14 protein-coding genes are annotated in these 14813 nt (G+C 56.1%); 13 read left to right on the top strand and 1 reads right to left on the bottom strand.

All coding sequences use genetic code 11. The features are described from left to right. Positions 1 to 452 precede the first annotated feature (452 nt). Positions 453 to 638, bottom strand: a complete 186-nt coding sequence (locus ACFQZG_RS23460; protein ID WP_378156993.1) for a YjzC family protein — start codon at positions 636 to 638, stop codon at positions 453 to 455. 195 nt (positions 639 to 833) lie between these two features. On the opposite strand from ACFQZG_RS23460, the gene rpsF reads away from it, so the two are divergent. The 13 genes from rpsF to rplI all read left to right on the top strand — a co-directional run bounded on the left by rpsF (position 834) and on the right by rplI (position 14810). Then, entirely contained in the window at positions 834 to 1121 is a 288-nt protein-coding gene (rpsF, locus tag ACFQZG_RS23455; protein ID WP_378156991.1) for a 30S ribosomal protein S6, read from the top strand. Positions 1122 to 1185: 64 nt separating this feature from the next. Next, complete coding sequence (ssb, locus tag ACFQZG_RS23450) at positions 1186 to 1719, top strand: single-stranded DNA-binding protein (protein ID WP_378156989.1); 534 nt, start codon at positions 1186 to 1188, stop codon at positions 1717 to 1719. Between the two features lie 19 nt (positions 1720 to 1738). Further along, positions 1739 to 2068, top strand: coding sequence for a 30S ribosomal protein S18 (rpsR, locus tag ACFQZG_RS23445; RefSeq protein WP_378156987.1), 330 nt, complete (start codon positions 1739 to 1741; stop codon positions 2066 to 2068). Positions 2069 to 2263: 195 nt separating this feature from the next. Next, entirely contained in the window at positions 2264 to 3289 is a 1026-nt protein-coding gene (locus ACFQZG_RS23440; protein WP_378156985.1) for an LCP family protein, read from the top strand. Positions 3290 to 3331: 42 nt separating this feature from the next. After that, positions 3332 to 3769, top strand: a complete 438-nt coding sequence (locus ACFQZG_RS23435) for a CBS domain-containing protein (protein ID WP_378156983.1) — start codon at positions 3332 to 3334, stop codon at positions 3767 to 3769. A gap of 220 nt (positions 3770 to 3989) precedes the next feature. Next, complete coding sequence (locus tag ACFQZG_RS23430; protein ID WP_378156982.1) at positions 3990 to 4955, top strand: ABC transporter permease; 966 nt, start codon at positions 3990 to 3992, stop codon at positions 4953 to 4955. A gap of 21 nt (positions 4956 to 4976) precedes the next feature. After that, positions 4977 to 5867 carry a carbohydrate ABC transporter permease gene (locus ACFQZG_RS23425; protein ID WP_378156980.1) on the top strand — a complete coding sequence of 297 codons (891 nt, stop codon included), beginning with the start codon at positions 4977 to 4979 and terminating at the stop codon, positions 5865 to 5867. 75 nt (positions 5868 to 5942) lie between these two features. Further along, a complete protein-coding gene (locus ACFQZG_RS23420) occupies positions 5943 to 7640 on the top strand; it encodes a type 2 periplasmic-binding domain-containing protein (RefSeq protein ID WP_378156978.1) in 1698 nt (565 codons plus the stop codon). 134 nt (positions 7641 to 7774) lie between these two features. Beyond that, a complete protein-coding gene (locus tag ACFQZG_RS23415) occupies positions 7775 to 9661 on the top strand; it encodes a sensor histidine kinase (RefSeq protein ID WP_378156976.1) in 1887 nt (628 codons plus the stop codon). After that, positions 9661 to 11214: a response regulator gene (locus ACFQZG_RS23410; RefSeq protein WP_378156974.1), complete on the top strand. Its 1554-nt coding sequence runs from the start codon at positions 9661 to 9663 to the stop codon at positions 11212 to 11214. The genes ACFQZG_RS23415 and ACFQZG_RS23410 overlap by 1 nt, the downstream gene beginning before the upstream one ends. A 219-nt stretch (positions 11215 to 11433) precedes the next feature. After that, positions 11434 to 12348, top strand: a complete 915-nt coding sequence (locus ACFQZG_RS23405) for a DUF2232 domain-containing protein (RefSeq protein WP_378156972.1) — start codon at positions 11434 to 11436, stop codon at positions 12346 to 12348. A gap of 54 nt (positions 12349 to 12402) precedes the next feature. Further along, on the top strand, positions 12403 to 14367 hold the full coding sequence (locus tag ACFQZG_RS23400) for a DHH family phosphoesterase (RefSeq protein ID WP_378156971.1): 1965 nt from the start codon (positions 12403 to 12405) through the stop codon (positions 14365 to 14367). Then, positions 14364 to 14810: a 50S ribosomal protein L9 gene (gene rplI / locus ACFQZG_RS23395; protein WP_378156969.1), complete on the top strand. Its 447-nt coding sequence runs from the start codon at positions 14364 to 14366 to the stop codon at positions 14808 to 14810. The genes ACFQZG_RS23400 and rplI overlap by 4 nt, the downstream gene beginning before the upstream one ends. The last annotated feature ends 3 nt before the right edge of the window (positions 14811 to 14813 follow it).

Genomic DNA, 14813 nt, shown 5'->3' with positions numbered 1-14813 from the left:
CCGTTAAGCAATCATGCCGGGGCATGATTGTAGGCCCAGGAATGCGAAACCCACCCTCTCCGCCGAGGAATCGATGCTTTTCGGTGTATAAGGCTCGCGAAGCGCCAAAACCGCAATAACCGCAACGAATTATTCTCCGGGAAATAACGAAGAGCCCTCTCGCGAGGGCCCTCCGGGCGACGGGTAACATTGAGTTTCAAGATCTACGCGTTATCGATCGTTGCTGGTTTCAACCCAGCGCTTCGGTGATCGGTCCGGTTGATGAACCGGATTGTAGCGGACTCCGTGTCTTTAGCACAACGCCTCGCTTCCGTTGCCTACTCCGATTGGAACGTTACCTCTTGCTGTTGTTGCGCCTCGACGTTCAAGGGAACCACACCTCTCTAATACCGTCGCCGAAATATAGAATGGCACAAAACCGGGTCGGATATACGTTGCCGGATCATCTTTTTTTACGGAGCTTTATGTTTCCTCCACTTGCGGTTGTGGTTTGTCGTGTTCGGGAACTTCTGCCCCTTCTTCAGCGTAACGTGCTGCGGATTCGTAATGCCCATGTGGAAGGAATCCTCGCCCACCTCGATATATACGCCGTCGTTCGGAGCGTGCTGTCCCGGCTCGAATTGCGTCTGCTCGCCCATGCGTCTTCACCTCCTGTTCTAACCGTTAGTGTGACAACATGAGATGCGATTTATGTTGCGATTATCGCCTAGGTGTGATAAAGTATTCAGGCATGCGATTTGCAGAAGTGTTATTTGCATGCTCCTTGCTCCCCGGCCGATCGAAGATCGGTATACAAAGCGGGGGGCCATAGACCTTAAGGAGGTGAACGGAAGATGCGCAATTACGAGTTGATGTACATCATCCGTCCGGACGTGGATCAAGATACCGTTCAAGCTGTCGTGGAAAAATTCCAGGGCATCATCGTGAACGGCGGAGAGATCGTTAAGCACGACATCATGGGTAAACGTCGTCTTGCTTACGAGATCAACAAACACCGCGAAGGGACGTATGTGCTGGTTCATTTCACAGCTGCGGCGTCGGTAGTAACGGAGCTGGATCGCGTACTGAAGATCTCGGACGAAGTCATCAGACACATCGTCGTGAGAGAACAGACCGCGTAAACCCGCACAACGAACTTGGCGGAAAGACCGCCGAAAGCTTTAATGTCAGGGGAGGGACGACGAGATGTTGAATCGAGTCATTCTTATTGGACGCTTGACCAAAGATCCCGAACTGCGCTATACGCCGCAAGGCGTAGCTGTCGCGCAATTCACGTTGGCTGTAGACCGCGGCTTCTCTAGCAATAAGGAGGAGCGTGAAGCGGACTTCATTCCGATCGTGGTATGGCGGCAACTCGCCGAGACTTGCGCTAACTATCTTCGTAAAGGCCGTCTGGCTGCCGTCGAGGGACGCATTCAAGTGCGTAACTACGACAATAACGAAGGTCGCCGCGTCTACGTGACGGAAGTCATCGCAGACAACGTGCGTTTCCTGGAGTCCGCTAACCGCGAAGGCGGCGGTGGACAAGCAAGAGACGAGTTCCCAAGCAGCGGAGGCGGCAACGCAGGCGGATACGGCGGAGGCGGTGGCGGAGGATATGGCGGCGGCAACAACGCAGGCCGAAGCTCCGGTGCTCGCAATAGCGGAAGCAACAATAACGATCCCTTCGCCGATGACGGGCGACCGATAGATATATCGGACGATGATTTGCCATTCTAACTGGAAAGGACGGATATCAATGAGCGAACAACAAGCACAACCACAAGCACGTGAAGAGCGCGGACCACGCGGACCACGCCCTGAAGGCGGAGATCGCGGTGGAGATCGCGAGCCTCGTAAATTCCGTCGCGGCGGACGCAACAAGCGTCGCAAAGTATGCTTCTTCACGGTTAATAAAATTAGCCACGTCGACTACAAAGACCTGGACCTGCTTCGCAAATTCATCAGCGAGCGCGGCAAAATCTTGCCACGTCGCGTGACGGGTACGAAAGCGAAGTATCAGCGCATGCTGACGGTAGCGATCAAACGCTCCCGCCAAATGGCTTTGCTGCCTTACACGACGGAGTAAGCTAAGTCATAGCCTTACAAGAGAACAGACGCTGCCGGATACCCGGCGGCGTTTTCTTTTTTTGGTCATTGATTCAGCGCGAATGGTTCGAGGTAATTATGACCACCGCGTAACTATTGCGCGAGCTGAATCGTATATTAGGGGTCTACAGAGAGAGACGAAGACGGGAGAGAAAATAACGAGGAGAGAGGAACCATGCGGAAACCAAACAAACGTCGGCTGAAAATCGCGCTACTATCTACATTCGGGCTGCTCATCGTAGCGGCGGGACTTATCTATTCGAATCGAGGCGCGCTGGCCGCGCTGGGATATGATATATTTCTGGCGGACAAAGTCGAAGATAGCTTCAAGGATTCATACAAGCCGCTTACCGATCGTCCGGTGCCGACCGAGCCTCCGAAGGTGGAGGAGCCGTTCAGCATGCTGCTGCTCGGCGTCGACGCGCGCGCGAACGAACGCGGGCGTTCGGACACGATCATCTACACGGTCGTTCGGCCCGAAGACGGCAAAGTGCTCATGATGTCGATCCCGCGGGATACGTACGCGGATATCGTGGGCAAGGATAAGAAGGATAAGATTACGCACGCGTACGCTTATGGCGGCGCGGAGATGGCCGTGAACAGCGTGGAGGAGCTGCTCGACGCGAAGGTCGATCATTACGCGACGATCAACTTCCAGGGCTTCAAGCAGGTCGTAGACACGCTTGGCGGCATTTCGTTGCCGATTACCGAAGACATCGTCAACAAAGGCGCGGACCACGAGAAATTCACGGTCAAGGCGAACCAGCCGAGCTATAGCGGCGTAGAGGCGCTCAATTACGTCCGGTACCGCGAAGACGCGGGCGGCGATATGTCGCGTACGGAGCGAAACCGCGAGTTCCTCGAGGCGCTTATGCATAAGGCCTCTTCGATGAATCAATGGACGAAGATTCCCGAGGTGCTGGACATCGTGGGCGACAACTTCACGACGGACCTGCTCTCTTCGACGATGAGCGACTTGGCGAAGCAATTCCTGCAGTCCGGCCATACGATCCGCAGCTATACGCTGAAGGGAGAAGGCAAGCGAATGGGTTCGCAGAATCTATGGTACCTCGTCGCGAACGACGACGACTTAGTCGCCGTTCGCGCGACGATCGCCGCTTGGATGGATCCGAATACCCCGGAAGAACAATTGACGACGCCAGCAGATGCCATTAAGCAGAATCATGATCCCGTGTTATAATAGGATCATCATTCGCGGAATCATCGTGTTCATGGGGGTATTATGAATATCGCATTCTTTCTCCTGCCGAAGCAGGAAGTCGTTTGTTTGAACGAGGATACGACGTTGCGGCAGACGTTGGAGCGGATGGAGCACCATCGCTATACCGCGGTCCCGATTCTCGGCGAGAATGGCGAGTATAAGGCAACCGTCACCGAAGGCGACCTGCTGTGGCACCTGAAGAACAATCCCGAGCTTTCGTTCGATCGTCTTCACCGGGCTTCGCTGAAGGACGTTGCGCTGCGGATGAACATCCGGGCGGTACGGATCGACGCGAACATGGAGGATTTGATCTCCTTGGCCAAGACGCAGAACTTCGTGCCGGTCGTCGACGACATGAACCGGTTCATCGGCATCGTGCGACGGAGCGACATTATCGACTATTGCGAGAAGCTGCTGCTACCCGCCTCTTCGATCAGAGAGCTAACGAAAGAGGCATAATGGATAGGCAATGAAACGTAGGGCCAAGAATCGCCGCTAACGGCATTCCTGGCTCTTTTTGCGCTTAAGCGGGTCATGATCCGAAAAATGAGGTACCTAAAGCGAAATTTGATGCCTTATCCCGACGAACGCAACCGTTTACAATTTGATCTATGACAGCGTGATCGATCGGCGATAGCAGCCGGTCGCCAAGATCGCAAGCAAGGAGGACCAGACGATCATGAGCTCTCCAATAGGCGCAGAGGCAACAACTCAAGCGACGCCCATACGCAACAATAAACGCAATCTTCTGGTCCGATTGAAGAATCAAACGACGCTTCAGATCATGGCGCTGCTCGGCCTCGCATGGATGATCATCTTCAACTACATTCCGATGTATGGCATCAGCATCGCATTCAAGCAGTATATCGGCATCGGCGACATCAGCAAAGCTCCATGGGTCGGCTGGGAGCACTTCAAGGCGTTATTCGAAGACGAAGAGATAGGCTACGTCATTAAGAACACGCTGGGGATGAGCTTGCTGAAGCTGATCGTAGGCTTCCCGCTCCCGATCATCTTCGCGTTATTCCTGAACGAGCTTCGCTCGCTGCGTTACAAGCGCATCGTACAGACGATCTCGTACTTGCCGCACTTCCTGTCTTGGGTTATTCTCGGCGGCATCTTGATCACGTGGCTGGCGGACGTCGGCATCGTGAACGACGTGCTGATGGGGTTAGGGATCATCAACGAGCCGATCTTCTATCTCAGCGAACCGAAGTACTTCTGGAGCATCGTCATTACGTCCGACATCTGGAAGGAGCTTGGGTGGTCCGCCATCATCTACATCGCGGCGATCGCCGGCGTCTCTCCGGAGCTGTACGAAGCGGCAACGATCGACGGAGCCGGGCGATTCCAGAGAATGCGTTACGTGACGCTGCCGGGCATTAGCGGTACAATCTCCATCCTGTTCATCCTGGCGGTCAGCAGCATCTTGAATTCGAACTTCGATCAGATATTCATTCTGAAGAATCAGGTGAACGAGACTGCTGCCCAAGTCGTCGATACGTACGTGTATCAAGTCGGCATCTCGCAAGGCAGATTCTCCTACTCGACGGCAGTCGGCCTCGTGAAGTCCATTATCGCGGTAATCTTGTTGTTGATCGCGAACTCCGTATCCAAGCGCTTGAACCAATCTTCCTTATTCTAACGACAAGGCGGTGACCTGCCCATGCTATCGAGAAAACGCCAGACGGGCGGAGACATGGTCTTCGATTGGTTCAACGTCATCGGGATGCTGCTCATCTGCTTCGCGACGCTGTATCCGATCTGGTACGTCCTCGTCAACTCCTTCAACGAAGGGCAAGACGCGATGTCCGGCGGCAATATCTATTGGTTCCCTCGCGTATTCAGTCTGGAGAACTATGAGACGGTATTCAAGAACGATGGCATTATGACCGCGATGTGGATCACGGTATCGAAGACATTGCTCGGTGTTGTCGTCCACGTGCTCTTCACGGCAATGGTCGCTTATGCCTACTCGCGCAAAGAGCTGATCGGTCGCAAGTTCTACATGATCGCCGGCACGATCACGATGTTCTTCAGCGGCGGCATGATCCCGACCTATTTGTGGTTCAGGGACTTGCATCTGCTTGACTCGTTCGCGGTATACATCTACCCGGCGATGTTCAGCTTCTTCGATCTCATCATCTTCCTCGCCTTCTTCCGGGAAATTCCCGACGGACTCGAGGAAGCGGCCAAGATCGACGGCGCAGGCTATCTGAGTACGTTCGTGAAAATCGTGCTGCCGGTATCGATGCCGGTACTCGCGACGATCGCCTTATTCCACGGCGTATGGCAATGGAACGACTACTTCACCGGGGTGTTATACATTAACAGCACCGATCTGCAGCCGATACAGACGTTCTTGTATCGCGTCATCGCGCAGTCCAGTTCGAATCAGATGGCCGCCACGGCGGGTGGAGCGATCAACCGAACCGTCACCTCGCAGTCGCTTAAGCTGGCGACGATGGTCATCACGACGGTTCCGATTATCGTCGCCTATCCATTCCTGCAGCGCTACTTCGTCAAGGGCATGATGATCGGTTCGATCAAGGGTTAAATCTCAATAGCGGGTTTACTTCTCCGTAATCGGAGAATGGATATACACATCATACATTGAAGAAGGGGTATGAACATGCGCAAAAAAGCGTTATTGCTCGCACTAACCGCAGTTCTCACGACGTCTCTCGTTGCATGCTCCGGCGGCAACAACAATGACCAGGCAAGCGAATCCGCACCGGCCTCGCAGAAGCCTTCCGAGTCGGCGGCAGCGCCGGCATCGTCCGCAGCGGCAAGCACGGATGAACCAGGCTGGAAATCCGACACGTCGCCAATCACGTTCGACTGGTACTTGAACTTCGCTTGGTTCCCGAACAAGTGGGGCGTCGACCCGACCTCCCAATACGTAACGAAGAAGACAGGCGTTAACCTGAACCTCATCGTCCCGGCAGGCAATGAGAACGAGAAACTTAATGCGATGATCGCATCGAATCAACTGCCGGACTTCATCACGCTCGGCTGGTATGAAGAAGGCGTGAAGAAGATGATCGAAGGCGGCCTCGTAGAATCTCTCGATGATCTCGCGAACCAATACGATCCGTACTTCTTCAAGGTTGCCGACGGCGCGAAGCTGAGCTGGTACCAACAGCCGGACGGCAAAACGTACGGTTATCCGAACGCATCTGCTTCGCCGATCGACTTCAAGACGTACGGTACGGAGTTCATCTCCAACCATACATTCGTCGTACGCAAAGATATGTACGAAGCAATCGGCAGCCCCGACATGCGCACGCCGGAAGGCTTCCTGAACGCGCTGAAGCTCGCGAAGGAGAAGTTCCCTGAAGTGAACGGCCAGCCGCTTATCCCAATCGGCTTCCATGAGTTCGGCGACATCGGCAACTCTTCGCTAATCGATAGCAATAATGGCTCGATGCTCGCTAGCTTCCTTGCCATTCCGCGCGAGAAGGACGGTAAGCTGCATGACTTTATAACGGACCCTGAGATGGTCAAATGGCTGAAGGTATTCCGTCAAGCGAACCAAAACGGTCTGATCTCCAAGGACGTATTCGTCGACAAGCGCGCGCAGATGGAAGAGAAGATCGCGCAAGGCCGTTACTTCGCGATGCTGTACCAACGTACCGACTTCGCGGCGCAACAGAACGTCCTGTTCGCGAACGATCCGAACTCCGTCTACATCGCAGTCGATGGACCGGCGAACGCGAACATGGATGCACCGACTCTTCCTGGACCGGCAATCTCCGGTTGGACAGTAACGCTCATCTCCAAGAACGTGAAGGACAAAGAGCGCGCGATCAAGTTCCTGAGCTACCTGATCTCCGAAGAAGGTCAGAAAGACCTGTACCTCGGCGAGAAGGGCGTATCGTACGATACGATCGACGGCAAGGATCAATTCCTGCCTGAAGCTCTGAAGATGATGCAGACGGATCGCTCCGCATTCGACAAGCAATACGGCTCTTCCTACACATTCTGGCAGCTCATGGATACGAACATGAACCTGCAGTGGGCACCAGCTTCCGTAGAGCCTGCGAAGCAGCTTGAGGATTGGACGAAGGGCAAGACGCAGAGTTACTCGCAATTCGACCTGATTCAACCGCCGGCAACTTCGGAAGAAGGCATCAACGCCACGAAGATCGGCAACGAGTGGGGCAAGATTCTTCCGAAGCTGATGCTCTCCGATTCCGAGGCCGACTTCGACAAGGTGTTCAACGATTTCGTCGCTTATCGCGACAAGAACGGTTACGCGGAGCTGCAAGCGTACCGTCAAGGCAAGTATGAAGAGAACGTGAAGAAGCTCGCCGCGTTCTTGGAGTAAGAGATCGCGCAAGCCGTAAAAAGCCCAGAAACCCTGGGTTTTTTACGGCGTTTTCCAGTTCAATCGCATGCGGCCCATGATACAATACTCGCAAGATAAGGCCAAGCCAGACTAACGAAACGGACGTGATGACGATGCGGCGACTGTGGTCCGCGCGATGGGATAGAGCTCGCTTCTGGATCGAGCGGTTAACGCTGCAGAAGCGGCTTGTCATTGCCTATATTCTCGTGCTCCTCGTACCGAGCATCGTCATCTCCATTTATATTTTCCGCGGCCTGACCGGCGATACGATCGACGAGTTGAAGAAGAACACGGAATTGTCGCTTCAGATCGAGCAGATTCATATCCGGAACAATATCGAGACGATGACGCGCGCGGCCCAGATCTCATCCGCCGATCCGCAAGTTAACGAGTATCTGTCGAAACCTTACGAGCAGTCCGTGGAAGAGCTGCTTAAGATTCGGGACAACGAGCTGGAAGCCATCCTGCAGCAGCAATATAACAACCCGGATATCGAGGATATCATCATCTATATGAATAGCCCTCATACGTTCGAGATCGGACCGATCTTCGTCAGGGAGAATCGTATCAAGAGCTCGCCGCTCTACGACACGATCATGAACGCGGGCAAGGGACGGAACGTCTGGGCGTTCAGCACGATGACGAAGGAGCTGTTCCAACGCGGCTCGAGCGAGCTGGAGGATACGAACCCGCGAATCTCGCTGTATCAGGAGATGCAGTATCCGGACGGCGTGCACGTCGGCATCGTGCAGATCGACATGCGGCTCACTTCGTTCTTCCCCAATACGTATAACGCCTTGCAGGAAGACCAGTCGCAGATGCTCGTCATTGACCAGGAGGGCAATCTGTACCGGAATCCGTCTAACCGGTTCTGGATGCAGGCCGGGTTCGAGGAGGCCGCGATCGCCGAACAGTTCAAGCTTAGCGTAGCGGACGCTTCCGTCCCGGGCAGCTACACGTTCAACAAGAACGGCCATGCCTATCTCGGCGTCTACTCGCCGATCCGCGAGCTGAACGCCCATATGCTCAAGATCGTGTCGCTGGACTACGTCTATGAAGACATTAACCGCACGCGCAACTTCATCTTGATCGCCAACGTCATCCTGCTCGCGATTCTGACGTTGCTGACGAACTTCTTGAACTCCTTCATCCTGAAGAAGCTGCACCAGCTGACCGCCACGATGAAGAAGGTTCGCCAAGGCGACTTCCGCTTCGATCTGAACATTCGGGGCGGAGGCGGAGAGGTCGGCGAGCTGGCGTACCACTTCAGCAAGATGCTCCGGAAGATCAACGAGCTGATCGCCGATGCGGTCAATAAGAAGGCGTCAGCCAAGGAAGCGGAGCTTGCGGCGCTAAGGAGTCAGATCGACTCCCACTTCATGTTCAACACGCTGGAGAACATTAAGATGATGGCGGAGATCGACGGCCAAGTCGCGGTATCCGATGCGCTGACGGCGCTCGGGGGCATGATGCGCTACAATATGCGCTGGACGAACGAGCACGTGCAACTGAAGGATGAGCTTACGCATATCGGCAACTACGTCAGCATCGCGAATATCCGCTTCGAGGATCGCATCCGGCTCGAGATCGAAGTGGATGACCATATGCAGAATCACGAGATATTGAAAATGACGCTGCAGCCGATCGTGGAGAACGCGATCAAGCACGGCTTGCGGAAGCGGGAGATGCGCATTCGCATTCGCGCCGAGCTGGACGGAGACACGACGTTGATCACGGTTACGGACGACGGCGTCGGCATGACCGAAGCGCAGCAACGGGAGCTGAACGCGAGAATCGAGCGCGGAGACACGCGTAGTTCGGCCTCGGACGGCGGCAACGCCGAGCAGAGCGGCGGCATCGGCTTGGCGAACGTGCATGGCCGGATCGGATTGCATTACGGCAAGTCGTACGGGCTCACTGTCACCTCCGTCCTTGGCGAATACACTTGCGTGACGATCCGTATCCCCCATAATATACTGAGCGGGAGGTTGATCTCATAATGCGGACGCTGCTCATCGTAGACGACGAACGGAACATTCGAATGGGCTTGCAGGCGATGATCGAGCGCCAGTATCCCGGTCAATATCGGATGCTGCAAGCGGCCGACGGCGTGCAGGCGCTGGAGACGTTCGAGCGCGAGCCGGCCGATATCGTCATTACGGATATTCGCATGCCGGAGCTGGACGGGATCGGGCTGATCAAGGAGCTGGCGGGCAAGCCGAACGCGCCTGCGCTGCTCATACTTAGCGGACATGACGACTTTCAATTCGCGAAGGAAGCGATGAAACATAAGGTCAGGGAATATTTGCTGAAGCCGATCGTGCGCGAAGACTTGTTCGCGGCGCTGACGCGTCTGGAGCAGGAGTTGACGTCGCGCCAAGAGATAGTCGAGAAGCTGGCCGGCGCGGACCGGTATCGCGAAGGGATGCGCGTACGAACGTTGGAGGCGATCTGGGCGGAGGCGGATCGGGAGGAAGAGGCGGTCCGGGCCCGTTGCGAGGAAGCGGGCTTGCATGCGTTCGAGCCGCTCTATCAGGTCGCGATCGTCGATACCGCGAGCAATCAACGTCTCGCCATGAAGCTGAGAGAAGTGCTCGCTTGCCGTCCGCTCGCCGACGAGGCGCTCTGGCTCGAGAACAAGGACAATCAGCTGCTTCTGTTGGTTAAAGGGACGGAGCTAGCCGAGGAGCTGGCCAGAGACTTGCACGCGGAAGCCGGCAAGAACGGCGGGCTTACGATCGGGATGAGCGAAACCGGGCGATCGATCGGCGAAGTGAAGAAGCGTTACGAGGAAGCCCGCCATGCGCTCAAGTATCGGTTGCTCTTCGGACGACCGGAAGCGGGAATTATCCGGTATGGCAAGGTAAGCGCCCGAAACCGCGATTATCCCGTGCCGGTGGATACGATCCGCAAGCTCGCGAACATGATGGGCACCGACCGCGATGCGGAGATGAAGGCGCTGCTATTGGAGCTGTTCGACGCGAGAGCGTTGGACGAAGCGGACATCGGGTACTTCGAATCGATAAGCCGCTCGCTTAACGAGCACGTGTTCGATAGAGTCTTCCATGCTTACGGTGAAGCCTCGGTGGACATCATTCGCGTCTATCGTAAAGCCGGCAGCCTCTATCACTTCGCGACGATGCAGGATTACATCCGGTGCGTCGAGAGTCTGCTGCACGACTTGAACGACTACGTGCGGAGCTTGAAGTCCGTTCATATCGATTCCAAGGAAATGGTCCGCGCGCTCGAATATATTCACGCTAACTTCGATAAGGACATCACGATGGCCATGGTGTCCAATCATGTATCGCTTAACTATTCGTACTTCAGCGAGAGGTTCAAGGAGCATACCGAAGACAGCTTCATCGGGTATCTGAAGAAGATCCGCATCGCCCGCGCGAAGGAATTGCTCGAGACGACGGACGATCGAATCTACGAGATCGGCAGCCGCGTCGGCTATGATAATCCGAAGCAGTTCAACCGCGTGTTCCGCGAGCTTGAAGGCATAACGGCACAAGAATATCGGAATCATGCGCTGACGATGAAGCGGTAGTCCGCGATGCGGTTCGAAGCGACGCAGGGGAATCCCTCATGCGTCGCTTATTTCGGCTTGTCGATCATTCGATCGCGCCACGGACGGCATTCGCAAGGAAGTGGTTCGTTAATGCCAGCGATCGATACAATATGTTATACTGAAGGTTGCAGGTTTATCAGCGGTACGAGTCAGTCGTGCCGAATGGATTGTTCAGAATGAGTCGTAGAGGTGAAAGCGTTGACTGTAAACGCGAAGTCGCTCGCATGGAGCGCGGCGGCTTTACTATTGTTGCTCTCGATCCTGTCGCCGTTCAACGTGGTGTCGTCGTTCCTGATCATGACCCCGTTCGTCGTGTTGTACACGATGATGCGCCCAGGCGCATTCGCGGCCCATGTCGTACCGATCGCCGTGGCCGCTTACTTGCTTGCCGGTTCGTTTGGTCCGGTCGTCTTAACGTTAGGGTTGTTCTTCCTCATCCCGTCGATCGTGATGGGGCATCTGTATAAGAAAGGCACCGCCGCGAGAACGGTGCTGTTGATCGGAATCGCCGTCATTCTGGCGCAGCTGCTCGTCGAGCTCGCGCTGTTCTCTTGGCTGTTCGACATCGACTTCTCCGCGGAGCTGCAGAGCATTCTCGTAGACAATATGAAGCAGCTGGAGACGAACGGCATGTTCGAAGCGGGCTGGGCGACCAAGTCGGCGGCCGCGTTCGCCGACGCGATCGTGGACGCGATGCCGATGCTGCTGCTCATGTCGGCGTTCCTGTTCACGATCGTCACGCACGGCCTATCCCGTAGGGCGCTTCGCACGGTCGGGATACAAGCGCCGGCGATGCCGCAGGCGAAGACTTGGATGATGCCGCGCAGCTTGGTGCTGTATTACCTCGTCGCGACGATCGCGAGCTTCGCGCTGACGGAGGATAGCGGCGGTTACTGGACGATCGCGATCGCGAATCTGATTCCGATCCTGCAATTCCTGTTCGTCATTCAAGCGATCGGCTTCGTGTTCTTCATCGCCGACGCCAAGCGCTGGCCGAGATTCGCGCCGTTCTTGCTGTGCGTGCCGATCCTGCTGTTCCCCCAGCCGTTGTTCCTCGTGGGGATGCTCGACGTGGCGTTCTCGCTGCGCCGGTTTTTCGTTAAAGAGCAGTAAGCGACGATTCGCTTCGCAATTCATTGCATTATTAATTCGGGGGCGAGAGTGGTTATGCCCAAGTTTCTCGTACAGCGATGGCACGGCATGCATATCGTCTGGGCGCTCGTGCTTATTTTCATCCTGACCGTCGCTTTGACCTGGTACGAATGGGTACTCGGATTGCTGGGCCTGGTGCTCGGCGGCGCGGTAGGCGCCTACGGCGTCATGGCCGAGCGGGCGTTCCGCAAAGACCTGAACGATTACGTATTGACGCTCTCCCACCGGATCAAGAGCGTCGGCAACGAAGTGATCGGTCACCTGCCGTTCGGCATCGTCGTTTTCAACGAGGATAAGGAAATTCAATGGCATAACGCGTACACCGCGACGGTCGTCGGCAAGCCTTCTATTGTCGGAGAGCCGCTGACGGCTTATTTTCCCGTCTTGCAACAGACGATGAAGGACAAGGAAGCCTTGATCGAGACGACGATCGCGGGTCGCGTATACGAGCTGCTCGTCAAGCCGCACGAGCGCTTCATGTACATTAGCGACATTACAAGCCGTTGGACGCTTAAGAAGAAGTACGAGGAAGAGAAGCTGGCGCTCGGCATCGTCATGATGGATAATCTCGAGGAAGTCGCCCAAGGAATGGACGAACAACAGCGCGCGCTCATGCTGTCGAAGGTGACGGGCGAGATTAACGAGTGGGCGAACAAGTACGGCTTGTTCCTGCGCCGATTGTCGTCCGACCGCTATATGGTCGTCACGAGCGTGGGCTCGTTGAAGCAGTTGGAGCAATCTCGCTTCGATCTGCTCGACGAAGTGAGAGAGATTACGGTCGATCAGAAGCTGCCGATGACGCTAAGCGTCGGCTTCGCGGCCGGGGTAGACAACGTGATCGAGCTCGGGCAGATCGTGCAAGGAAGCTTGGACATCGCGCTCGGGCGCGGCGGCGACCAAGCGGTCGTGAAGGTCGGTCAGCGGCAGAGCTTCTACGGGGGCAAGAGCAACGCGGTCGAGAAGCGCACGCGCGTAAGGGCGCGCGTCATCTCCCATGCGCTGCGCGACCTGATCAAGGAGAGCGACAACATCGTCATCATGGGGCACAAGATGCCCGACATGGACGCGATCGGCGCCGCGATCGGGGTGCTTAAGGCGGCTAGCCTGTATGGCAAGGAAGCGTCCATCGTGCTCGAGGGCGTAAACCCGGCCATTCAGAAAATGATGGAGATGCTCAAGGAAGACGAGCGGCTCATGAAGCGGTTCATTACGCCGGAGCACGCCCTCGGCATAACCAATAAGCGCACGCTGGCGGTCGTCGTCGATACGCACCGGGCGACGATGGTCGCGGAGCCTCGGCTCCTGCAGGCGACCGAGCGGATCGTCATCGTCGACCATCACCGGCGCAGCGAGGAATTCATCGACGACGCGGTGCTCGTCTATATGGAGCCGTACGCGTCGTCTACATGCGAGCTTGTTACCGAGCTGCTGCAATATATCCATGATCGCGTGTCGCTCGACGTCAGGGAAGCGACGGCGCTGCTCGCGGGCATTACGGTGGACACGAAGAGCTTCGCGCTTCGCACGGGTTCGAGAACGTTCGAGGCGGCTTCGTTCCTCAGGCGCAACGGCGCGGATTCGGTGCTCATTCAGCGGATGCTGAAGGAGGACCTGGAAGAATACATTCGGAAGGCGGAGATCATTCGCCACGCCGAGACGTACAAGGATTGCATCGCCATCGCCGTCGCCGATACCGGCAAGGCGGTGCCGCAGCTGCTGATCGCGCAAGCGGCGGACACGCTGCTGAACATGACGGGCATGAAGGCTTCGTTCGTCGTCGGCATGCGGCCGGACGGCCAAGTTGGCATCAGCGCAAGGTCGCTCGGGCAGATCAACGTTCAGATCGTCATGGAGCGGCTCGGCGGCGGCGGACACTTCACGAACGCGGCCTCGCAGTTGCAAGGCTCGGTGTCGGAAGTCGCGGGCATGCTGAAGAAAGTATTGAAAGAACTCGAAGCGGAAGAGGGGTTATTCATATGAAGGTAATTTTCCTGAAAGACGTTAAGGGCCAAGGCAAGAAGGGCGAGATCAAAGAGGTATCCGAGGGCTACGCGCGCAACTTCCTCATCCCGCAAGGCGCCGTGCAGATCGCGACCGACGGCGCGAAGAAGACGCTCGACGCGATGGCGGCATCCGTGCAGAAGAAGAAGGACAAAGAGAAGGAAGACGCGAAGGCGCTCGCGGTTCGTCTGGAAGAGCTTACGGTCGTTATTAAAGCGAAAGCCGGAGATGGCGGACGCCTGTTCGGCGCGATCACGAGCAAGCAGATCGCGGAAGCCCTGGAAGCGGCGAACAAGATCACCATCGACAAGCGGAAGATCGAGCTCGGAGACACGATCCGCACTCTCGGCACGACGAAGGTGCCGGTGAAGCTGCATCCGGACGTCAAGGGCACGCTAACCGTGCAAGTCGTGGAGGAATAACGG

This window comes from Cohnella sp. GCM10027633 (genome assembly GCF_042675445.1).
Lineage (GTDB): Bacteria > Bacillota > Bacilli > Paenibacillales > Paenibacillaceae > Cohnella.
This window is presented reverse-complemented; position numbering and strand designations above follow the sequence as displayed.